The sequence below is a fragment of the Candidatus Chloroploca sp. Khr17 genome, from assembly GCF_004138165.1.
GTDB lineage: Bacteria > Chloroflexota > Chloroflexia > Chloroflexales > Chloroflexaceae > Chloroploca.
Genome location: NZ_RYFF01000041.1, coordinates 12,710 through 35,654 on the forward strand (window position 1 = coordinate 12,710; position 22,945 = coordinate 35,654).

19 protein-coding genes are annotated in these 22,945 nt (G+C 60.6%); 14 read left to right on the forward strand and 5 right to left on the reverse strand.

Annotated elements, in window-relative coordinates; all coding sequences use genetic code 11:
• Positions 1-266: 266 nt before the first annotated feature.
• Positions 267-3,041: a LuxR C-terminal-related transcriptional regulator gene (locus tag EKD05_RS19345; protein ID WP_129676105.1), complete on the reverse strand. Its 2,775-nt coding sequence runs from the start codon at positions 3,039-3,041 to the stop codon at positions 267-269.
• 249 nt (positions 3,042-3,290) lie between these two features.
• Here EKD05_RS19345 and EKD05_RS19350 point away from each other — a divergent pair, with 249 nt between their 5' ends.
• Positions 3,291-4,049 carry a DUF4351 domain-containing protein gene (locus EKD05_RS19350; RefSeq protein WP_129676108.1) on the forward strand — a complete coding sequence of 253 codons (759 nt, stop codon included), beginning with the start codon at positions 3,291-3,293 and terminating at the stop codon, positions 4,047-4,049.
• A 104-nt stretch (positions 4,050-4,153) separates the two neighbouring features.
• Here the strand turns inward: EKD05_RS19350 and EKD05_RS25925 are convergent, their stop codons facing one another.
• Positions 4,154-4,417 carry a hypothetical protein gene (locus EKD05_RS25925; protein WP_165360828.1) on the reverse strand — a complete coding sequence of 88 codons (264 nt, stop codon included), beginning with the start codon at positions 4,415-4,417 and terminating at the stop codon, positions 4,154-4,156.
• 173 nt (positions 4,418-4,590) lie between these two features.
• Entirely contained in the window at positions 4,591-4,713 is a 123-nt protein-coding gene (locus EKD05_RS27025) for a hypothetical protein (protein WP_255427253.1), read from the reverse strand.
• A gap of 340 nt (positions 4,714-5,053) precedes the next feature.
• On the opposite strand from EKD05_RS27025, the gene EKD05_RS19360 reads away from it, so the two are divergent.
• The gene (locus EKD05_RS19360) at positions 5,054-5,227 is read left to right on the forward strand and encodes a DUF2442 domain-containing protein (protein WP_240695863.1); all 174 of its coding nucleotides are present in this window, start codon (positions 5,054-5,056) and stop codon (positions 5,225-5,227) included.
• A gap of 350 nt (positions 5,228-5,577) precedes the next feature.
• Here EKD05_RS19360 and EKD05_RS27095 read toward each other — a convergent pair whose 3' ends face one another.
• Positions 5,578-7,893: an SUMF1/EgtB/PvdO family nonheme iron enzyme gene (locus tag EKD05_RS27095; protein ID WP_129676117.1), complete on the reverse strand. Its 2,316-nt coding sequence runs from the start codon at positions 7,891-7,893 to the stop codon at positions 5,578-5,580.
• A 724-nt stretch (positions 7,894-8,617) separates the two neighbouring features.
• Between EKD05_RS27095 and EKD05_RS19370 the strand changes: the two genes are divergently transcribed.
• From EKD05_RS19370 to EKD05_RS19385, 4 genes are all read left to right on the forward strand, one after another.
• Positions 8,618-8,962 carry a DsrE family protein gene (locus EKD05_RS19370; RefSeq protein ID WP_129676120.1) on the forward strand — a complete coding sequence of 115 codons (345 nt, stop codon included), beginning with the start codon at positions 8,618-8,620 and terminating at the stop codon, positions 8,960-8,962.
• A gap of 63 nt (positions 8,963-9,025) precedes the next feature.
• The gene (locus EKD05_RS19375) at positions 9,026-12,274 is read left to right on the forward strand and encodes a two-component regulator propeller domain-containing protein (protein ID WP_129676123.1); all 3,249 of its coding nucleotides are present in this window, start codon (positions 9,026-9,028) and stop codon (positions 12,272-12,274) included.
• A gap of 286 nt (positions 12,275-12,560) precedes the next feature.
• Positions 12,561-13,190, forward strand: coding sequence for a response regulator transcription factor (locus EKD05_RS19380; protein ID WP_129676126.1), 630 nt, complete (start codon positions 12,561-12,563; stop codon positions 13,188-13,190).
• Between the two features lie 105 nt (positions 13,191-13,295).
• Entirely contained in the window at positions 13,296-14,210 is a 915-nt protein-coding gene (locus EKD05_RS19385; protein WP_129676129.1) for a CPBP family intramembrane glutamic endopeptidase, read from the forward strand.
• Between the two features lie 93 nt (positions 14,211-14,303).
• On the opposite strand, the gene EKD05_RS25930 is transcribed toward EKD05_RS19385, so the two are convergent.
• A complete protein-coding gene (locus EKD05_RS25930) occupies positions 14,304-14,465 on the reverse strand; it encodes a hypothetical protein (RefSeq protein WP_165360830.1) in 162 nt (53 codons plus the stop codon).
• Between the two features lie 158 nt (positions 14,466-14,623).
• Here EKD05_RS25930 and EKD05_RS19390 point away from each other — a divergent pair, with 158 nt between their 5' ends.
• The 8 genes from EKD05_RS19390 (at position 14,624) to EKD05_RS19425 (ending at position 22,936) form a co-directional block, all read left to right on the forward strand.
• On the forward strand, positions 14,624-16,942 hold the full coding sequence (locus EKD05_RS19390) for an FtsX-like permease family protein (protein ID WP_129676132.1): 2,319 nt from the start codon (positions 14,624-14,626) through the stop codon (positions 16,940-16,942).
• 3 nt (positions 16,943-16,945) lie between these two features.
• Positions 16,946-17,713: an ABC transporter ATP-binding protein gene (locus tag EKD05_RS19395; protein WP_129676135.1), complete on the forward strand. Its 768-nt coding sequence runs from the start codon at positions 16,946-16,948 to the stop codon at positions 17,711-17,713.
• Positions 17,706-18,242: a hypothetical protein gene (locus tag EKD05_RS19400; RefSeq protein ID WP_129676138.1), complete on the forward strand. Its 537-nt coding sequence runs from the start codon at positions 17,706-17,708 to the stop codon at positions 18,240-18,242. The genes EKD05_RS19395 and EKD05_RS19400 overlap by 8 nt, the downstream gene beginning before the upstream one ends.
• 132 nt (positions 18,243-18,374) lie before the next feature.
• Positions 18,375-19,199 carry a type II CAAX prenyl endopeptidase Rce1 family protein gene (locus EKD05_RS19405; protein WP_129676141.1) on the forward strand — a complete coding sequence of 275 codons (825 nt, stop codon included), beginning with the start codon at positions 18,375-18,377 and terminating at the stop codon, positions 19,197-19,199.
• Between the two features lie 84 nt (positions 19,200-19,283).
• Entirely contained in the window at positions 19,284-19,850 is a 567-nt protein-coding gene (locus tag EKD05_RS19410) for a class I SAM-dependent methyltransferase (RefSeq protein ID WP_165360831.1), read from the forward strand.
• A gap of 69 nt (positions 19,851-19,919) precedes the next feature.
• Positions 19,920-21,170 carry an alpha/beta fold hydrolase gene (locus tag EKD05_RS19415; RefSeq protein WP_129676147.1) on the forward strand — a complete coding sequence of 417 codons (1,251 nt, stop codon included), beginning with the start codon at positions 19,920-19,922 and terminating at the stop codon, positions 21,168-21,170.
• A 9-nt stretch (positions 21,171-21,179) separates the two neighbouring features.
• Positions 21,180-22,124 (forward strand): ABC transporter ATP-binding protein, encoded by a 945-nt coding sequence (locus EKD05_RS19420; RefSeq protein ID WP_129676150.1) that lies wholly within the window; start codon positions 21,180-21,182, stop codon positions 22,122-22,124.
• Entirely contained in the window at positions 22,121-22,936 is an 816-nt protein-coding gene (locus tag EKD05_RS19425; protein WP_129676153.1) for an ABC transporter permease subunit, read from the forward strand. The genes EKD05_RS19420 and EKD05_RS19425 overlap by 4 nt, the downstream gene beginning before the upstream one ends.
• The last annotated feature ends 9 nt before the right edge of the window (positions 22,937-22,945 follow it).

A 22,945-nucleotide genomic window follows, 5' to 3' on the forward strand; every position in this document is an offset into this window, starting at 1 on the left:
CGTGGTAGGTTCCCGTATGGTGCGGGGCCAGCGTCCGATGATGCTCAACGCTCCATCGCAGCCCACGTGCTCGAACATCTCTACGATAGCACCCGACGGCACGCATGGCGTACCACCGCGGTGGTATTTGAGGGGGTAGGTATGCACAACGCGCTAGAACGTCGGGAGAGAATCCCCCTGGCGGGGGTTCTCGGGGTGCCGCCCCGGTGAGATTTGGCTTTGTGTTGCGATTTGGCTTCGCCAAATCGCAACACAAAGCAAATGCTCTACGATCGCTCCAGGAAGCCGAGTTCCCGGCCTCTGGCAACGGCCTGAGTGCGGCTTGCAACCCCAAGCTTGCTGTAGATGTTGCGCGTGTGCACCTTGACCGTCTGGGGCGAGAGGTGCAGCCGTGCGGCAAGCTCCTGGTTGCTGAGCCCCTCGGCGATCAGGCGCAACACCTCGCGCTCACGTGCGGTGAGCGGCTCGATCAAAGGATGAGGGATGGAGGATGAAGGATGAACCGCTGCTTGCTTGCCAAAGGCGTTGAGCAGGCTGTGAAGGTACGGCTGCATCCCTCCGCCCGTGTCCCGCTCCCGTTCCAGCAGCCGTGCCAGTGGTGTGCCCTCGTCTGCAAACAGCCGGACGTACCCCTCTGGCTCGGCCAGCACCAGCGCACGTTGCAGCGGGATGCGTGCTTGCTCACTATCGTCCAGGGCCTCGTGGGCGAGGCTCTGGAGCAGCAGCGCCTCGATCTGGCTGCCGATCCTGCCGCCAGCCTCCGCTGCCGCATGCAGTCGCGTGAGCAGATCGAGCACGTCGTGCTGATCGCTGGCGACGTGCTCGCGGCGAGAGCGGGCAATAACGCTGCGCGTCAGCTTCGCTAACAGCACGCGCGCGAGGGTCAGATGCTCGAACTCACGCCGATAGCTCAGGGCGTCCGTGGCGGTGACGCCGCACGCCGCGACCCATGCCGTTGCGGCGAGCAGATTGCCCTGCCGCAGGTACACCCGCGCCTTGAGCGCCGCGACGGGGCGCAAGTCAGGGACGGGGTTGGGACGATAGCGCCGCTCGGCCGCATCCAGCAGATCAAGCGCGGCCTCCCAGTTGCCGGACGACGCTTCGATCCGGGCCTGGGCCAGATGCCAGCGAAAGGGCCAGTCGATCAAGGCGGCTTGCTCGCCCTGCGCCTTGCTGGTGCGCAGGTGCAACGTGGCGGCCTGGGCATCGCCCTGCTCGTGGGCAATCACGGCCAGACCCAGGTGCAGGTGTGGGGCCGCCATCCTGAGGGCTTCGTGATCGGCCGGTACCAGGGTGAGGAACTGCCGGTAGAGGCGGGCCGCCTCGCGCAGTTCGCCCTGGGCAAGCCGAATCTCCGCCAGATAAAAGCCACTGGCCAGGGCGAACGCAAGGTTGCCGGCCTCGCGCGTTTGCGCGACCCATGCGGCGAAGGCGCGGTAGGCTACCTCAAGGGCGCCGGTAGCCCACTGGCTCACCCCCGCCAGCACGGTCGCCTGGGCGTGCAGCAGCGGCTCCGTCTCAGCGCTAAGCTCCCGCGTGGTGGCGGCATACTGCTGGGCCGCGACGAAATCGCCCCGGCTCTGGGCCAGGTAGGCGCGGGCGGCGGCGATCCGCGCCGGCAAGCTGGGCAGCAGCTCGCTGGCGACCACCACCATCGAGGCCATCTCGTCGTGCGACGCAGACTCCGTGCTGTGTGCAGCGGGCAACCAGCGCTCGGCGTGGCGCAACCAGGCCTCGCTCGCCTCGGTCTGGCCGATATCCATCAGCGCCCAGGCGTACTGGGTACACAGCACCGGCCTGACGCGCAGCACCTCCTCCGGCAACTGGCCCACCCAGCGGCCCCAAGCGTCCGCCTGAAAGCTGCTGTCCATCTGCGCCCACGTGCGCTCGGCCAGCGCAGCAAGCCGGGCGGGGTCAGCCGCCGCAGCGGCGTGGTGCAGCGCCTCAAGCAGCAGACCCTGGGCCTCATACCAGCCACTCGCCCGCAGGTGGAGCGTGGCGATCGCACCCGCGTCCATGGCCGCCTCCTGCGGGAGGCGCTGCTGCAGCAGTTCGCCAAACAGATGGTGGTAGCGATACCAGCAACGCTGGTCGTCCAGTGGAATGAGGAACAGATTGGCGCGTTCGATGGCTTCAAGCGTCGCCTGCCCGGTGCCGACGGGCATGGCGAGAACCGCGTCACACAGCGGGCCACAGAGCCGGTCAAGCACTGACGTGCGGAGCAGGAACTGCTGGAGCAGCGTGGGCTGCTGTTGGAGCACTTCTTCGAGCAGATAGTCGAGCACAAAGCGCTGACTGCCGGAGAAAGAATGCACGAAGCTGGCTGCGTCCTGATGGCCGCGCAGGGAAAGCGCCGCCAGGTGGAGGCCGGCGGCCCAGCCTTCGGTGCGGCTCGTGAGCACAGCGACCACCTCTGCCGACAGACTCAGACCTTCCGTCTGGCTGAGCAGCACGTCCGCCTCGGTGTGGCTGAAGCGCAGTTCGGAGACGCGCAACTCAGTCAGCTGATCACGGGCGCGCAGGCGGGCCAGGGGCAGCGGCGGATCCTCGCGGGTGGCGATCACCAGGTGGAGCTGGGGAGGCTGGTGCGCCAGCAGCAGGCCGAGGGCCGCATCAACCGGCGCTGCATTGACCAGATGGTAGTCGTCGAGGACGAGCACGACCGGCTGCGCAAGCGTAGCGAGTGCGTTGATCAGATCCGTTACCGCTGCGGCAGGCGTTGGCGCCTGTGGCGCAAGCAGCGCAGCCAGCAGCCCCGCCCCAAACTCTGGCACGACGGTCTGGAGCGCGGCGACAAGGTAGGCCAGGAAGCGTGTGGGCTCGTGATCGCTCGCATCGAGGGTCAGCCAGGCGACCGGGCGTGCGCAACCGTCCAGCCACTGGCTGAGCAGCGTTGTCTTGCCAAAGCCGGCCGGGGCGGCAAGCAGGGTCAGATTGCGGTGCAGCCCGGCATTGAGCCGTGCGATCAGGTGGGGCCGCACCATCCCCCTTGGCCGGGGCGGCGGTCGGTACAACTTTGTGGCGAGCAGCGTAGTGGGCATTGCTCTATTATAGTGCCAGGCCGCGCTGTTTGGTAGCAGAGAACAGACCCCGCGAGATAGGGTGATTGCATCATACGAAACCGGATACAACAAGACGCGCTATCAGGGCACCCGCAAGGGGTGCCCCTACCGGCCGGGGGCCGGATCCGGTGTACGGGCACCCCTTGCGGGTGCCCTGGCCTGGTGCATCCACGGAAGCTGCAATCGCCCTAAGGGTGGTGGTAACGGGTCGACAAACTGGTGCAGGTCGTGCGGCGCGATGGCACGCCTGCCTGGGTGCTTGTCCATCTGGAAATTCAGAGCCAGCGTGATCCCGCCTTTCCAGAGCGGATGCTCTTCTATCACGTGCGCCTGATGGATCGTGAGCGGTTGCCTGTGGTGAGCCTCGCCGTGCTGGGGGACGACCAGCCCGCCTGGCGTCCTGACCAGCTTAACCGGCACCTGTGGGGGTGTGACCTGACCTTTCGCTTTCCAACCGTCAAACTGCTGGATTACGACCCGGCAGTGCAGGCGACCCTGACCAATCCGTTTGCCACCGTGACCTTGATGCATCGTGATGCCCAAGAGACGCGGGGCGATCCGGAGGAGCGGTTGCGCCGGAAGGTGGTACGCTATCGGGCGCTCTTGCGCCAAGGCTACCAGGCCGCTGACATTCGCCTGCTCCTGCGGCTGATGGAGCATCTCTTGCGCTTGCAGCCCGAACTGGCCCGCCAGGCCCGTGATGCGATGCGCCAGGTAGAACAGGAGGAACTGGGGATGGAGACCTTTGTCACGAGTTTTGAGGAAATTGGACGCGAAGAAGGGCAGCGGGAATTGGTGTTGCGCCTGCTCACCCGCAAGGTGGGGCCACTCAGTGCCACCGTGCAGGCGCAGGTGACCGCCCTAAGTGGCGAGGCCCTGCTCGACTTGAGCGATGCCTTGCTCGATTTCACCCAGGCCGCCGACCTGACGACCTGGCTTGATCAGCACGGGGCTGCGGCGACGGATGATGCGCCTGATGGTGCATGACCTCTGACCCCCCGCTGCCAACGGCAGAGGCTCAACGCCAACCGGCGCAGGTCTGGTGGGACGCGGCGGCGTTGGGTGGTGGTGCCGGGGGTGGGGGAAGCAGCTTAGGCTGGGGTGTTTCCCTCAAGCGTTCTCATACTCTGGTACACGAGATCGCGCAGTTCGTCGTCGGCGAGTTGTTCCGCGAAGGGTGGCAGATTCAGCATATCCAGGAGCCGGCGATCTTGCCCATGGCGTGCCATTTCATCACGTTGCTCTTGCGTGATCGACGGTGAGAGCCGACCCGTAGCTACCCGTTCATAATTGCGCAGCAGCGTGGGATCACGGCCAATCTTTTCGTACAGATCGGGGAAACTGCTCTGGATCACCGTGAGCTTGGCGATCAGGCCAGCGGGGGTGGTGCGGCCCTGGGCGCGATCCAGGATGAGGTGCAGCCGGAAGATAGGGTGTCAGCATCGTTCGCCACCACGTGGTGTGCCCTTGGAGTGCCGCTGACCACGAATGCTGATAACGAATAAACGAATATGGGCTGCTCCATACGCTATTCGTTCATTCGTGGCCCCCATTCGTGGTAGCGTTCGACAATATGTTCCAGACCAATGCGATGACCTTTCAGCCGGATCACATCTTCAGCGTGGAAATCAAGGTAGTTTTCGAGATGCATCGCACGTACTCCTGCACGATATGATTTGCGGGCATTTTATCACGCACGGCATGCGCATGTCCAGGTTCTGCATCGAGACACCTAGGGCGATTGCAGCTTCCTGCCGTGGCCGTGAACGGCTCGGCTCATAGGGAGCGAAGGCCACCTTCGTGGGCTGGAGCGGATTCATTTCTGAAAGACCATAACACCAGCGGCGTCAACGCCTCGGCTGCCGTATGCGAAGCCGGCCTACGCCGGCTGGATCAAAGCTTCGCGCCTTTGCGCCTTTGCGTCAAAAAACGGGTCTCATTTGAAACATTCCAGCCTTCTCGCTTGCATCGATGAACCTGAACGGGTACCGTTGAAAGAACTACGTTGGCATGCCGAGCAAAGCTATGCATCAGGGAGGTGCATCATGGTATCACCATCTGGCTATGGCATCCACTGGCCGGAGGTGGATGAAGATCTGGCGCTTACGCCGTTGCTTCAGGATGCAGAGCGCATGATCGCCGAGCCGGTGAACGAAGAAGGGTAGCCCCCACCTGGCTCTGCCATCCTATGGTAGGGCGATTGCATCTTCCGTGCATGCACCCCACCAGGGCACCCGCAAGGGGTGCCCCTACACCGATCCCGGCCCCCGGCCCTGTAGGGGCACTCCTTGCGGGTGCCCTTGCGGGTGCCCTTGCGGGTGCCCTTGCGGGTGCCTCGTTGTTGCCGGGTGCCGCTGGTTGCATGCACATGCTGCCACATAGGTTGTTGCCGGGTGCCGCCGTTTGCGCCGCTGGTTGCATGCACATGCTGCCACATAGAGCGTATTTTTTATCCGGTGTCGTATGATGCAATCGCCCTACATCCTATGGTCCGCCCAAACACAGAAAACAGCAATCAGGAATCAGAACCGGGCAGCGGAGAATGACTGGCGACCCGCAACCCGAAGAAGAAGTTGTAGCGGTCGCGCGGGTAGAAGCCGTAGCGGAACGAAGCCCGGACGGATTTCTGGTAGTCCGAATAATCTCCGCCACGCAACCGTCGTGCCTCATCTCGCTCCACATAGGCCTCGGCCCACTCATCTTCTTGCTGGTAGGGGTAGTTCTTGCCGTACTGCGTCGCGCACCACTCCCAGACGTTGCCGGCCATATCAAGAGCCCCATATGGACTGGCTCCGGATGGGTACTGATTGATAGGTGTCGTTCGACCAGTAAAGACTCGGCCAACCGAAGAAAAGAAACCCTTCGCACTGTTACAACGCCCTTCCTCCCACGTATTGCCCCACGGCCAGATGCGCCCATCCGTCCCCCGTGCCGCCTTCTCCCATTCCGCTTCGCTGGGCAAGCGGAACGAGTGGGCAGTCTGGGCACTAAGCCAGCGGCAGTAGGCGACCGCCTCGAACCAACTCACCCCAACCACCGGGTAGTCGTCGCCGTTCCATTTCGCGTTGTCCCAGTATTCTGGCTTACCAATCCCCTTTTCCTCGCGCCATTCCCATCCCACCTTCGTCCAGTAGGCGGGGTTGGTATAGCCATCGCCCTCGACAAAGGGCCGGAATTGCGCGTTAGTCACCGGGGTTTTGCCGATCCAGTAGTCGGGCAGGGTCAGCGTGTGCTGGGGTTTCTCGTTGTCGTTCGCCATTGTGTCGGCGTCGCTGCTGCCCATCAGGAAGGGGCCAGCGGGCACGTTGACCAGCGCGGGCACCCAGGGCGGCAAGGTGGCCCCGGCGCTCTGGCCCTGAGGCCTGGGCGCGGGGGCGGGCTTTTTCGCGCCAGGATCAGGTGGTTGAGTTGGTTGCTCGTGTGGTTGCGGGATAGGCGGCGTTGGGGCGGGCGATGGTGGCGCTGCCACGGCGGGCGGGGCGCGATCCGCCGGGGTGTCCGGGCTTGATGGGCCAGGATGGGCCGTTGATGTTTCCCCGGCGCGGCGCAGGTCCTCGATTTCCCGGCGCAGGTCAGCCGCGTATTGGAAATGATGCTCTTCTAATTCCCCGGCGCGGCGCAGGTCCTCGATTTCCCGGCGCAGGTCTTCGATCTCGATTGTGATGTGGGGCGGTGTGTCAATGCCGTACCGCGCCGCCGTGAGCTCAAGCGCGTGCAGACGGCGACGTTTCTCGGCGAGGATGACCTGGGCCTCCGTTGGAGGATCATCGGGCGCAACGGTCGTCGGGCGCTCCTGCTCGGGCGTCGGCGCGGCCACGCCAAGCAATCTTTGGAACACCGCCGCGAGCAACGAGTTGCGCGGCGCCCAGTGCGCGCCGTCACGTTTCGCGAGGCCAATCAGTTCCAGGCGCACCATGTCGTCGTCGAGGCGGTCGAAGGGTGGGCGATCGCGCAGCAGGCGGCGGGCGGCCTCCTCCAACTGGTGCGTGCGCAGGTCGTCGCGGATGCGGCGGAGCAACGGCGGCGCGTCGGCGACAATCTCCCTCGCGGCATGCGCCACGTCAGCAAGGCTCAGCGCGGTGCCCGCCGCGTGGGCGCTTGCCAGCAACTCGCCCATGCGCTGGGTTAGGTAGGGGTGACCGGCCACCTGCGCGTAGACCGCCCGGCCAAGCGTCTCGCTCAGGGCAGCTTCGACGCCTGCCGCCTGGAGGCCGTCGGCTATCAGCGTGACCGCCTCAGGCGCGGGCAGGTCGGGCAGGTAGATCTCTTCGCACACACTGTGCAGCGACGAGACCTCGCTCACGACCATGGTGTAGAGTTCGACGCCGCCGCTGAAGATGACCTGCAACTTCTGCAATGGCAGCGAGATCAGCCGGTCGTGGAAGAAAGAACGCAGCGCGTTGCCCAGCGCCTCACGCGAGGCTGGCGGCAGCGCACCAAGCTCGTCGAGCATCAGCACGAGCCGCCCGACCTCGGTCCGCGCCAGCGCCTCAGTGAGCCGCGCCTTGAGACGGGGCGCACTGACGATCTGCCCGAGGTCACGACCAAGCGGCACGACCGTGTCGATCTGCTCGGCCAGATAGGCAAAGACCCGCTCGGGCTGTGCGCCCTGGATCGCCTGAAAGTCAATCCGGCACAATTTCGTCGGGTGCTCGACCACACCCAGCACCTGGAAGAGCAAACTCGTCTTGCCGTTCTGCCGCCCACCGTAGACTACCCCGTAGCGCGTCACCTCCTCGCGGCAGAGGCGCAGCAGGCGCGCCAACTCGGCGGCACGCCCCCGGAACACGGGGCTGCCCGGGCCAAGGGCGGTGGTTGAGAAAAAAGCCATATGCGCCGCGCTGCTCCATAAACCGTCCACGTCGGATATGACTCCATTGTAACAGACGAATGCGTGCGTACGTACGGATCAGCGAGGGAAAGAGGAAAGCTGAAAAGGCATGGCAACGCACCGCGTTCACGGCTCATTTCCTCTTTCAGCTTTCCTCTTTCATCTTTCCTCTTTCAGCTTTCCCTTGCTGCCCACCAAGGAGGTGCTTGTGCCTGCCTGCGCACCTCGACTTGGCCGAGAGCCTCGACGATCGCTGGGTGGTTGCCTCTGCCGCCCAACGCTTCTGGCATGACCTGCTATGAGGCATGCGGATTCATGCCGATGGCCCTGCGCTGACGAGCGCACCGACGTACGGCCGCAGCACGTGCCGCCCCACCCATCTCGACCTCACACCCCTCGCACGTGCGTCGGCCCACGGCCGCACCATCGCGACCGCCACACACAGCGACCACCCACCGCCGTACGGACGAAGCACGTGGCCCCTCACCCATCCCGACCCCACACCCGCCATCACGTGCGTCGGCCCACGGCTGCATCAACGCCTCAACGCCGCACTGGTGCGCGTCGCAGCACTGCATAGCTCCCCGTGGATCATCTCTGCCGTGCGTCAGGTAACATCGGGTAGAATAGTGGTGCCACGCGGGTCTCGTGGGGTTGCGCGCCTCTGGCAGCGTGGGTTCGACCACTTTATCGCGCTGAGTTTATCGCGCTGAGGAGATGACCAATGCCTGATATGACGACTGTGATCCTGATCAACCGCGCCGGGATGGGCGAGACTGACCCGGCCCTGCAGCAGAAGTTGCTGGCGACGTACCTGCGTCTCCTCAACGAGAACAACAGCCTTCCCGCCGCGATCTGCGTCTACACCGAGGGGGTTAAGCTCGTTGTCCACGGCTCGCCCGTGCTCGCTGAACTCCAGGCTTTGGAAGCCCGGGGCGTTCACGTCATCAGCTGTCTCACCTGTCTCGATTATTATGGCCTGACCGAGCAACTGGCCGTCGGGGTCATCGGTGGCATGCCCGACATCATCGCGGCTCAGTGGGGTGCCCAGAAGGTAATCACGTTGTAGGGGTGCGTTGGGGGGTGGGTGATCTTCTTTGAAAAGTATTGGGTCTAAACCCTGGATCATCGCATGGTAGACGATCAAACATGTCATTGCGGGCGGTTCTGGCGCTTCCTCATTCTCCCTATCGTTTTGCTGCTCACCGCCTTCCAGCCCGTCGCCGCACGTGCAACCGGCGTCACCTTTGCCCCCGGTGCGCACCTTCGCTTTGAGCATCTCACGATTGACGACGGCCTCTCGCAAAACGCCGGGTTGGCCCTACTACAAGACCGCCAGGGCTATCTATGGATTGGTACGCAAGACGGCCTGAATCGCTATAACGGCTACACCCTCACCCACTTTAAACATGATCCCGATGACCCGGCTAGCCTCAGCCACAACAGCATCATTGCGCTTTACGAGGATCGCGACGGCGTGCTGTGGATTGGCACCTGGGGCGGTGGCCTGAACCGCTTTGACCCGGCTACCCAGCAATTCACCCGCTACACGCCCGACCCCGCCAACTCTGCGAGCCTCGGCCACCCCATTGTCACCGACATTCTCCAGGATGCGCAGGGTGTTTACTGGGTCGCCACCCTCGGCGGATTGGAACGCTTCGACCCGGTCAGCGGGACATTCACCCACTTCCGCCACAACCCTGATGACCCCGCCAGCCTGTCCAGCGACGCCCTTTCGGTCATCTTGCCAACTGCCGATGGCAAACTGTGGATCGGTACGGGCGCGTTCAACATCCCCGGCGCAGGGCTGAACCTGTTCGACCCGGCTACCGGCACAGCCCAACGCCTGGAGCAAACCGGCGACTGCCTGGCCTCCCCCAACATCGCCGACCTCCTGCCTGCCCCTGATGGTGGCGCGCTGTGGATTGCCTACGGCGGCTACGGCGTTGCGGGCGGCGGCCTCGACCGTTATGACCCCCAAACTGGCACGTGCGCTCACTTCGATAACAGCCAAACCTTTGCTACCCAGATTGCCGATAACAACTTCACCGACCTGGCCTTCGACCGCGATGGGGCGCTCTGGGCGACCAGTTGGTCGGGCGGTCTCTGGAGCATGACTCCCGATGGAGAGTTTAGCGGCATTCATCACAACCCTGCCGACCCCGAAAGCCTTTCGAGCGACAACACCTTCACCGTTTGGCCCGACCGCTCCGGCGTCATCTGGGTTGGCACGCTCAGCGCCGGCATCAACAAACTCAATCTCGATACGTTGCAATTCCGCACCTACCGCCACGATGCCGCTAACCCCAAGAGCCTGCCCAGCAACCACATCACTGCCTTTACCGAAACCAGCGACGGCAGTATCTGGTTGGGCACCATCGAAAACGGCCTCGTGCGCTTCGACCCGACTAGCGGCGAATTTACCCCCTACCGTTCCGACCCGGCCAACCCAAACAGCATCTCCGGCGATATTGTGCTCACCCTCTATGCCGATCCGGATGATACGCTCTGGGTCGGCACCTTCGGCAGCGGCCTGAACCACTTCGACCCTCAAACTGGCCTGTTCACCCGTTACCAGAACGACCCCGCCGACCCCAACAGCCTGCTCGAAAACCAGGTTACCAACCTCATCCGCGACCGGGCCGGGCGGCTGTGGGTGAGCAATTTCGCCGGTCTTTCACGCCTCGACCCTGGCGCGACGGGCTTTGTCAACTATGCCATGCCCGCACCGCCGGTCTCTTTTGGCCTCGTGGGGGATGAACTGTGGGCGGGAACATGGGGCGGCGGCCTCTACCGCCTCGATCTTTCCGACCCTCTCAGCCTAGATCCCAGCACAGCGACCTTCGCCACGCTGAAAAACGACCCCGCCAACTCCAACTCCCTCAGCAACGATGGCGTCTGGACGATGCTCCAAACCCCTGATGGCATGGTCTGGCTGGGAACCCAGGCCGGGCTCAACCGCTACGACCCCCAAACTGGTCAGTTCACAAGCTACACCGAGAAAAACGGCTTGCCCAACGCCTCGATAATGGGGCTTTTGCAGGATGCACAGGGCTTGCTCTGGTTGACCACCAATCATGGCGTGGTCAGGTTTGACGCCCAGGCCGAGACATTCCTGGTCTATGAAAAAAGCGACGGTTTGCAAGGCAACGAGTTCAACTCGAATGCCTATTTCCAGTCCCGCAACGGCGACTTTTACGTTGGCGGCGTCAACGGCTTCAGCGTATTCGACCCGCTCAACCTGCGCCAGAACGAACTCCCGCCCCCGGTCGTCATCACCGACGTTTCGATTTTCAACATCCCCCAGGCGTTTGACCCCGCGCAAACGGTTCGCCTGAACTACGACCAGAACTTCATCTCATTTGAATTTGCCGCCCTCGATTTTCAGTCACCCTCCAAAAACCAATATGCTTACAAGTTGGAAGGCTTCGATAAAACGTGGGTGCAGGCTGGCACGCGCAACTACGCCAGTTACACCAACCTGCCCGGCGGCGATTACACCTTTCGCGTCCGCGCCGCTAACAAGGACGGCATCTGGAATGAAACCGGAACCTCTGTGCGGCTGACGGTCGCGCCACCTTTTTGGCAGACCTGGCCGTTCCAGGTAGGCTTGTTCCTGGGCGTGGTTGCGCTTGTGGTCGGCGGCTTGCAGTGGCGGGTACGGGCGGTGCGCGAACAAAACGCCCAATTGCAAAAGATGCTCGAACAGCGCATTGCCGAACGAACCGAGGAACTGAATCTTGCCAACGAACGCCTGCGTGCGAAAGCTGCGCAGGATGCCGTGACTGCCGAGCGCACCCGCTTGGCGCGTGACCTGCACGATGCCGTTACCCAAACCCTCTTCTCTATCACCATAATCGCCGACGTGCTGCCCGATATTTGGGCAATGAATCCGAACGAGGGCAAGCGTCGCCTCGAGGAGGTGCGCCAACTCACGCGTGGTGCGCTGGCTGAAATGCGCACTCTGCTGGTCGAACTGCGCCCCAACGCTCTGGTGGAAGTGCCGCTGCCCATACTTTTACGCCAACTGACTGAAGCGATGATTGGTCGCTCACGCATAAACATTCAACTCAGCGTCGAAGGGGAACGCAAGTTACCGCCCGATGTGCAGGTTGGCCTGTATCGGCTCGTCCAGGAAGCCTTAAACAATGTCGTAAAGCACGCCAAAGCGAGCGAGGCCGTGGTCACCCTGCGGCTGGGCGAAACCGTCCGCCTGACCGTGGCCGACAATGGCGTTGGCTTCGATCCATTGGCTGTCACTGCCGACCATCTCGGCCTGAAAATCATGCGCGAACGCGCCGAAGCAATTGGCCTGACGTTGCGTATTTACAGCGAACCCGGCGAGGGGACGCAGATTTCAATTGTTTGGCCCCCCCCATGATCTGCTTGTTGTGCATCACGCATTTCTTTTGCTTGGAAGCGGCGCAGGAATGTAAGCCAAAAGACGAGCAAGGCATGTTTCAAACGAGCTTGACCGTTCGCAGCGAAGGTAGCACCGGCTTCTAGCCGGTCAGGAAGCCCCACCGGCTGGAAGCCGGTGCGACCAAACGGTCAAGCAGCACCGGCTTCTAGCCGGTCAGGAAGCCCCACCGGCTGGAAGCCGGTGCGACCAAACGGTCAAGCTGGAAGGCCCGATTCTGAAACATGCCTAAGCCGAAGGAGACTGTATGAGTGGCAAAATTCGCATCATGCTCGTTGATGACCATGCCGTTGTCCGCTCTGGCCTGGGCGCGTTTATGAGCGTCAACCCTGACCTGGAACTGGTCGGCGAGGCCGAAAACGGTGAACAGGCCGTCGCCCTGGTTGCAATGCTCAAGCCGGATGTTATCCTGATGGACTTGATGATGCCGGTCATGGATGGCGTGGCCGCGACTGCCGCGATCAAAAAGCAACATCCGGGTATCCAAATCATCGCCCTGACCAGCTTCCACGAGGACGAGTTGGTCCAGAACGTGCTCAAAGCCGGAGCGATCGGCTACCTGATGAAAAACGTTAGCGCATGGGAATTGGCCGCTGCGATCAAAGCTGCCAAAGCGGGCAAAATGATCCTCTCGCCCGAAGCAGCTCAGGCCCTTGTCCATGCCAGTCAGCAGGCCCAGGAAACGGAAGTGCTCACCGAGCGCGAGCGCGAAGTGCTGAAATTGTTGGTCGAGGGCCTGAACAACGCCGAAATTGCCGAGCGGCTGGTGGTCAGCCTTTCCACGGTCAAGTACCACATCAGCAACATCCTGATGAAACTGGGCGTGGATAACCGCGTCGCGGCCGTGACGATGGCGATCCAAAAAAAACTTGTTTAATCCTCTTCCTGGTCACTTGACCAAGCCAAAACTCCCCCCTCGGCGGGGGAGTTTTTTTTCGTCGCCTGCTAGACTACGGGCATAGAGATTTCAAGATCGGTGAAGATGCCGGAGTACCTGATGAACCCTAAAACGTCAACGAACGCTTTCATCTTCATAATCTGGATCGTAACCCTGCTGATCTCTCAACTGCCCGATATTTTTTTCAGGGAACTGACTGGCAGCATACCCTGCTGGTTGTTCTGGTCTAAAGTTGGCCTGATTGGCGGGTTGCTGCTGATCAGCCTGTTCTGGAAACCGCTACGGGCCTTATGGCTCTACTTTGCCGTCCTGCTCAGTGTGTACCTGGTTGAATGGGGCGTAGACCGGGCGTACCACGCCCTGCATTACACCACCTGGTTCGCCAATGCCAGCCCGTTTCTCCAAACGATGCTTGCGGTGCAACTTCCGCGCACCACGATGGGCATCGCTATCGCGCTGATTGCGCTGGCGTTGATGGGTAGTTTTGGGCGCTTCTTCTTTGTCAAAGGCAAGCTGGATGCCCCGGCCCAACCCATTCCCCTGGTGTTGACCCGCCCGCCCGCATGGAACATCTTAGGCCCGGCCATTACGGGGGCTATGTGCTTGGGATTGCTGGTCTTTGGCTTTGTTTTTGGCCAGCCCCCTGCGCTACAAGCCATCCAAGACGTGCTGCCACTGCTGCCATTCGTGCTGATCTTTGCCGCCAGCAATGCCTTTGGTGAGGAGATGATCTACCGCGCTCCTTGGCTAGGTGCGTTGGAAGGTCCGCTTGGTCCTGCCCAGGCCCTCCTGATGACCGCCGTCTACTTCGGCATCGGCCACTTCTATGGGGTGCCGTACGGTGTGCTCGGTGTGGTGATGGCCGTCATCCCCGGATGGCTTATGGGCAAAGCGATGCTCGAAACGCGCGGCTTTTTTTGGCCCTGGTTCATCCATATTTGGATGGATGTGGTGGTCTTTTGCTTTATCGCTTTCGGCTCGGTCACGCCGGGCGGGTGAGCCGATGGCCTGGCCTCATCTATGTCCAAGGCAGGGCGGTGGCCCGGAAGGTCTTGTGGTTTTATGATGGACGCAGTTCAGCTTTATGCACATTCAAGGATGCTTCTCATGAATACGCTCGCTCATCTCATCGTGCTGGATGCCTACCACGTCGTCCAAGCCACGCCGGTAACTAAATTGATGGTCTTCCTGCTTGGCGGTCAACCGCGACATTGCTGCCACTGGCACCATCGCTATCCCGATGGGGGAGTTCATGCGCCTGCGCCTGCTGCAAGGCCGTATGCGCAAGGCCAGAGTGTTTGGGCACGCATAGCTCTTGCAGATCGGCGAGCGAGACCGCCGCCACGATACTGGTTAGGTGCTAGCACGCCGAGACACCTGGCAGAGTGATCGACAGAAATCAGAGGTGACCGATGTATCTCCGTATCCTCCGTAACGATATTCGCAGAAGCAAGGCGATCACGCTGACCACGATGCTGTTTGTCGCCGCGGCGACCATGCTGGTTGCGCTGGCAGCTGTCCTGGTCGTCAACCTGTCGGGCGCGATCGATACCCTGATGACGCAGTCCAAAACGCCGCATTTCACCCAAATGCACGCCGGCGAACTGGACACGGCGCGGTTGGCGGCGTTCGCCCAACAGAATCAAGCTGTCGCCGACTTCCAGACGCTGGAATTTCTCAACGTGGACGGTGCGCAGTTTGTCTTTGAAAGCGGCTCGCTGGCAACCAGCGTCCAGGATAACGGGCTGGCGATGCAGAGCGAAACGTTCGACTTCCTGCTCAACCTCGACGGAGAGGTCATCACCGTCGCTGATGGCGAAATCTATGTCCCCATCACCTATATCCAGGGCGGCATCGCCAGGGTTGGCGAGACGGTGACGGTGGCCGGGAAAAGGTTCACCATCGCCGGTGCGCTGCGCGATTCGCAAATGCAGCCGCTGCTCTCCTCGTCCAAGCGCTTCCTGGTGAGCCACAATGATTTCACGGCGCTCAAGCAGTTCGGCAGCGTGGAATACCTGATCGAGTTTCGGCTGCATAACATGGACAGGCTGGGCGCGTTCGAGGCTGCCTACACCGCCGCCGGGCTTGAGGCCAACGGGCCGACCCTCACCTATGCACTGTTCAGGCTGTTCAACGGTCTTGCCGATGGGCTGATGATTGCGGTCATCCTGCTGGTCAGCGTGTTGGTGATTGCCATCGCCTTCCTGTGCATCCGTTTCAGCCTGCTGGCAAAAATCGAAGATGACTACCGCGAAATCGGCGTGATGAAAGCGATCGGTCTGCGCGTTGCCGACATCAAGAGAATCTACCTGACCCAATACGTTGCCATCGCGGCAGTGGGCAGTCTCTTGGGCTACGGGCTATCCTTGCTCTTCCGGGACGCGCTGCTCGCCAACATCCGGCTGTACATGGGTGAAAGCGCCAACGCCACCTTTGCGCCGCTCTTGGGCATTTTCAGCGTGACCCTGGTTTTCGTGGCAATCAGCGCCTACGTGAACGGCGTGCTGGGACGCTTTCGCCACATCTCCCCGGCAGAAGCCGTCCGTTTCGGAGTTTCGCAGGAAAAAGCGGGCGGGGGCAGGCACTTCCGCCTCAGCGCAAACCGATGGCTCGGCACAAACATGTTCCTCGGCATCAAGGATGTGCTCGCCCGCAAAAGCCTGTACGTCACCATGCTGACGGTGCTGGTGCTGGCGGCATTTATCATCATCGTCCCGCAGAATCTGCACAACACCATCGCCTCCGACACGTTCATAACCTACATGGGGGTCGGGAACAGCGACCTGCGCATTGACATCCAGCAGACCGACCACATCGCCGAAAAAGCGGCGGAAATTGCTGCGGTGATGGCGAACGACCAAGCCATTGCCAGGTTTGTTGTGCTGACTACCCAAACCTTCCGCGTACAACTGAACGACAGCTCGGATGAGCGTCTCAAGGTCGAACTGGGCGACCACTCGGTCTTTCCCTTAACCTATGCCGAGGGGCGCGCCCCTGCCGCTGCGAACGAGATCGCGCTTTCGGTGCTGAATGCCAGCGAAATGGGCAAAACGGTGGGGGATGTCATCACGCTGGTCATCGACGGGCGCACGAGCACACTCACGGTCTGCGGCACGTATTCGGATCTGACCAATGGCGGCAAGACTGCCAAAGCAGTTTTCTCTGACCCTTCGGCGGACACGATGTGGAGCGTCATCACCGCCGAACTGGCAGACCCAACCCTGCTGGATGAGAAAATTGCCGCATACGCGGACAGGTTCGCTTTTGCCAAAGTCTCGGACATTGATGAATATATCCGGCAGACCTACGGCGGAACCATCAACGCCATGGGCGCAGCCTCCTATGCCGCCATCGGCGTTGCGCTGGCGCTGACCGTGCTGATTACCCTGCTGTTCATACGCATGTTGGTCGCCAAGGACAGATACGCGATTGCGGTGATGAAAGCCTTCGGGTTTACCAACGCGGACATTCGGGCGCAGTATGTGGCGCGCTCGGTTTTCGTCCTGCTCCTCGGCATGTTGCTCGGGACACTGCTGGCAAACACTCTCGGCGAGAGATTGGTAGGGGCGGTGATGGCCTCGTTTGGGGCGGCTTCCTTCACCTTCATCGTCAACCCGGCTTTTGCCTACCTGCTCAGTCCCCTGCTGATGGCGAGCGCGGTGCTGGCTTCCACATTTTTCGGCACGCTGGACGCAGGCCACATCAAAATTTCAGAAAATATCAAGGACTAATCCATGCAACCCCTGATTCGTGGCGAAAACATCACCAAATCCTTCGGCGTGGGCACGGAAAAACGCAACGTGCTCGACGGCATCTCGGTGGACATCCAACAGGGCGAATTTGTCGCCGTGATGGGCCCTTCCGGTTCGGGAAAATCGACCCTGTTGTATGCCCTGAGCGGCATGGACAGCGTGGACAGCGGAAGAGTCATCTTCGACGGCGCGAATGTGTCAGCGCTCAAAGAGAACGAACTCGCCGATCTGCGCCGCACGAACATGGGCTTTGTTTTCCAGCAGCCGACCCTGCTCAGAAATCTGAACATCCTCGACAACATCCTCCTGCCATCCATGCGCGATGGCCGCAAACATGGCGCACGGCTCACCGAAAAAGCAACCATGCTGATGGAAAAAACGGGCATTGCCGGGCTGGAAAAGCGCGACATCACCCAGGCCTCGGGCGGGCAACTCCAGCGGGTCGGCATCTGCCGTGCCTTGATGGGCGATCCAAAAATCATCTTCGGCGACGAGCCGACCGGCGCGTTGAACTCGACCTCGGCCAACGAAATCATGCGCCTGCTGGCCGAGATTCATCGCACTGGTGTGACCATCCTGCTGGTCACGCACGATGTCGGGGTGGCTACCAAAACGGAGCGGGTACTCTTCATTCTGGATGGCAGGATCGCAGGCGAATACCTACCCGGCGTGTACGATGAAACGCGGGATGACGGCAAGGCCCGCGAGGAAGCGCTCACGGCCTGGTTGGCCGAGATGAACCATGTTTAATAGTTTCTATTCCCCTATTTCACCCGAATACCAGACCACCAACAATCATGCCCTTTTGTTGAACAGCGCTATCAACCGCTTCAACCAGGCGCGCCAGTCGGCCACTTTTGAGCAAATCAAGTGCTTTATCCTGCGGCGTTTTTCCGGCTTGCGCGACCTGGCTGCCCTGCCACACCAACAAGTGCGCACCCGGCGCTATGGTGGCTTGCGCTCCGTCAGCCTGGAAAAGATTTGTGGAACACTGGGACGCGCCAACGATTTTGACCATCTCTTCCAGCCCCGCCGAGACAGCACCCGCGACCGTTGGGTCAGCGTGGCGATTGCGCGCAGCCAGTACATCCCGCTCGAACCGGTGAAGCTCATCCAGGTTAGTGAATGTTACTTCGTTGAAGACGGTCACCATCGCATATCGGTTGCCCGCGCCCTGGGTGAAACATTCATCGAGGCCGAAGTCACCGTATGGGACATCTGCTGTGCACTGCCCTGGGAAAAAACACCTTCGGCAACAGCCATCCCGCAAATTGCATAAGTCTGCAACATCTGGAAAGAGAATTTCCTGGCTACCTGACCAGTCTCAAACTCCCCCCTGGGCGGGGGAGTTTTTGTTTGTCGTCCGCTACACTATGAGCACGAAGCTTTCAAGACTGATTGGGAGTCACAGATGAACATGAAAGCCTGGTTTGTCCGTCATCCAATGCTCACCTATATCATCCTGACCGTGATCTGGTCTTTCGGCATCTGGTCATTGTTATTCCTGTACATCCAACCCGGTGGACTGATGCAAGCCCCGCCCAGCGCTTTCATCTTCGTCATTCTGGGCGGGTTTGGGCCTTCACTCAGCGGCCTGTTCACCACTTGGCTGGTGTATGGACAAGCGGGGCTGCACGCTCTGTGGGCCAGGGCACGTATCGGGAAGGTGGGAGGCTGGTGGTTTGCCTTGCTGGTGATCCCTGCAGTGACGGCGCTCACGCCACTCGTACGCTGGCTGGCAGGCTACCCGGTGGATCTCGGCGCCATGGCAAACCTGCTCGGCCCCGGCATTGCCCTCGGGCTCACCGCCGGGTTGATGGAAGAATGCGGCTGGCGCGGCTTTCTCCTGCCACACCTGCTCAAACGCCACTCCCCATTCGTCGCCACCCTGTTGCTGGGCCTGGTCTGGGGTGGCTTGTGGCACGGCTACGCGGATTACTTCGCGCTTGGCGGCAGGGGCCTCGACTCGCTGATTTTGATTAGCCTGCTCGGCCCGATCTTGTTGACCGCCTGGTCCTTCATCATCACCTGGGTCTATGAACGAACTCAGGGCAGTTTGCTGATCGCCTACTTTATGCATGCCAGTCTTTCCTCCAGTGCGTTGATTTTCGGGCAAACCTATACCACCACCGCCGAAGAGATGACCTGGACGGCGATCAGCACCGGGCTGGCCGTGCTTGCGGCGGCTTTCATCTGGCTGTTTATCCGGCGTTCCGGCCCACAAGCATCTGGTTGACTTTCTTTGAAGGCAAGCTTTAGCTCGAGTACCTGTATGATGCATACCCAACACGACTCCTACGCCGCCGACTATGACGCCCAGGTGCGCGCCTACGATTGTTACATCACCGACCTGGTGTTTGGGCTCTGTTATGAATTCATCCACCCCGGTCAATACCTGCTCGATATCGGAACAGGCAGTGGACTTTCGGCGCAGCCCTTTGCCAAGGCCGGGTTGCACGTCGCGGGCATGGATTTTTCCCCCGCCATGCTTGAAATTTGCCGGGCCAAGGGCTTTTTCGCCGCTTTGCAGCAGCACGACCTGACGACCACGCCCTGGCCTTATCCTGCGGCGCATGTTGATCACTTGATTGCTTGTGGCGTATTCCACTTCATAGCTGAGTTAGAATTCATCCTCGCCGAGGCCGTGCGCCTGCTCAAACCAGGTGGCCTGTGTGCCTTTACCACCCGCTTGCCAACCGCCGACCTGCAAGGAAAACCATATACCCGTCATCTGGCGGGCGATCTCGAGATTTTCTCGCATGCGCAACACGACATCGAAGACGTGCTCAAACACTCAGCACTGACGCGTCTGAAACGGCAAAAATGCTTCATTGGTGAGGATATTTTTCTGATCTGGGTCACGCAGAAATCATCACAAATTCATTGACATGCACGCATGTTCCTGGTGAACACAAACACGGTATCACCACCAGCCGCAACGCAAGGCGAAAAACTGATGTACAAAAAGTTCTTCATCTTTCTTGGCCGCCTGCTGGCACTTTTGCTGGCGCTCGTTTTGTGCCTGCCCATCTTGCTGCTGCCCCAGGCCACCGCCGTCCCGGCCTGGGTCTGGGTTCCGCTCGCCGCAGGTAACCTGGGCTTGTTGTTCGCTTTTTTCTGGATCAAACCCGCCGGAAAAGCAACGTTCGTGGCGCTGGCAGGACTGCTCGTCACGGCGGTTCTGGCCGTGGTCGTCTCGCAGGCCTTTGCGATGACCCCGCCCATCCTCGGTGCCGACGGTCAACCCCTGCCCGGCAGCATCGCCACGCTCGAAACCGTCACGCTCAATGGCAGCCAGCAGTGGCTTTCGATCCGTGGCAAAGACACGACCAAACCGGTGCTGCTGTTCCTGGCGGGCGGGCCTGGCGGCAGCCAATTGGCCGCCGCACGCTTCGCCCTGGGCGGGTTGGAAGACCACTTTGTTGTCGTCAACTGGGAGCAGCCTGGCGCGGGCAAGTCCTTCGATGCCGTTGACCGCGCCACCATCACCCCAGAGCGTTACATCGAGGACGCGCACGCCCTGGTGGCGATCTTGAAGGAACGCTTCGGACAGGAGAAGGTCTATGTGCTGGGCGAATCGTGGGGCAGCGCACTGGGGATCTGGCTCGTCCAGCGTTACCCCGAGGATTTCCACGCCTTCATCGGCACTGGGCAAATGGTGGCGTTCCTCGAAAATGACCTGATGTGTTACGAATTCGCCTTGAACTGGGCGCGTGAACGCGGCGATACCGCCAAAGTGCAGACATTGATCCAACAAGGCCCCCCGCCCTACTACGGCGCTGGCATGGCGTGGAAAGAAGCCGCCTTTCTGGGCGATACCTTCACCTATATGAACCAGAATCCAGCCATTCGGGATAACGGCTTCAATACCTGGCGCGACCTGGCCGCCCCCGAATATGGTCTGTACGACAAGGTCAGCTGGTTCCGCGGCGTGCTGCAAACCCTGGATGTGGTCTACCCCCAACTCTGGGAGGTGGATTTCCGCCAGCAGGCAACCCGACTGGAAGTTCCGGTCTACTTCCTGATTGGCCGCCACGACATCAACGCCCCAACGGTCTTCGTCGAACAGTATTACGCCGTGCTGGAAGCCCCCCACAAGCAGATCGTCTGGTTCGAGTCTTCGGGGCATACCCCCTGGGTGAGCGAAGCGGCGCGTTTTGTGGACGTGATGGTAGAGACCGTGCTGGCGCAGACGCAGCAGCTGTAAAGGGATTATATGGTATCACCTGTCATTCAAACCTCATCGCTCACACGGCACTTTGGCGAAATAAAAGCGGTTGATCAGCTAACGCTTGAGGTGCAAGCTGGCGAAATCTTCGGCTTTCTCGGCCATAATGGCGCAGGCAAAACGACCACCGTGCGTTTGCTCAACGGCGTGATCGAAGCCACCAGCGGGGAGGCACGGGTGCTCGGGTTGAACCCACAGACGCAGGGTTCCGCGTTACGTGCCCGAACCGGTGTGCTCACTGAAACGCCCTCGCTCGATGAGCGTCTCACGGCCCGTGATAATTTGTCCATCTATGCCGATCTGTATAACTTCCCGCGTGCGGACGTTTCGGCGCGTGTACATTTTCTGCTCACAGAATTTGAACTAGCTGAGCGCGCCGATGAAAAAGTTGCCGGGTATAGCAAGGGGATGAAGCAGCGGCTCGCGCTTGCGCGTGCCCTGCTCCATAAACCGGAAGTTCTCTTTCTCGATGAGCCAACGTCAGGTCTGGACCCGGTGGCGGCGCGACACGTCAATGACTTGGTGGAACATCTGGCCCGCCGCGAAGGTTGCACCGTTTTTCTGTGTACACATAATCTGGTGGAAGCTCAAAAGCTATGTGACCGCGTGGCTGTGATGGAACATGGGCATCTGGTGGCATTGGGCACGCCTTCAGACCTGACCCGCCAATATGTCAAACGCCTCGATGTGGATCTTGAAGTTGATCCCACGCAAATAGAACTTGTCCTTCAGATCGTGCAGGGGCTGCCTCAATTGGTGAGCGGTCCCCCAAAACAGAAGAAGGATATGCTCACATTGACTCTCTCCGGGCGGAAAGCCATCCCTGAACTCTTACACATTCTTGTGCAGAAGGGATTGCACGTCTATCGGCTCGCGCCACAGGAAGCCAATCTTGAAGAAGTGTATTTTGCATTGCATGGAAACACCCAATGAACACACGGGCCATTCTCGCCATCGCCCGCAAAGACTTGAAAGTTGCCATCCAAAACAAGGGCGTGGTCTTGCCGATCATTATTCTGCCTCTCGTTTTGTTCGTGATCCTGCCCTGGATCATGGCCTATGCTTCGTCGTTTACCGAAACGACCGGTGCCTCCAACGACATCGGTGAATTGCTGGCGCGTATGCCCGCAGGTCTGCTTCATGAATTGAGCGGGTTTGCACCCAATCAACAACTGATCGTTTTTAGCCTAGTCTATATGCTGGCACCAATGTTCCTGATTATGCCGTTGATGGTTTCATCCGTGCTAGCGGCGGATAGTTTTGCCGGGGAGAAGGAACGCAAAACACTCGAAGCCTTGCTCTATACGCCAATCACTGACCAGGAACTATTCGCCGCCAAACTGTTAGGCTCATGGACTACGGCGCTTGCCGTCACGTTGTTGAGTTTCATCGTCTATGCGGTGATGGTAAACGCCGCTGGCTGGCAAAGCATCGGGCGCATCTTCTTCCCGAATTGGATGTGGATCGCGCTAGTGGTGTGGGTCACACCTGCGGTTGCGGGGTTGGGACTTGTGGTGATGGTCTTTGCTTCCGCCCGTGCGCAAGGATTTCAGGATGCCTACCAAACGGGTGGGTTGGTGGTTTTGCCAGTGATCGCTCTTATGGTTGGGCAGGTTTCTGGTGTGATGTACTTCAGCCTCAGCGTTGTCATGATCGTGGGGTTGGCGATCTGGTTGATCGATGCGGTTCTGCTTTGGTTTGCCAGTAAAAGTTTCCGCCGCAGCCAATTGATGACAAAGTTCTGAATTGATCTT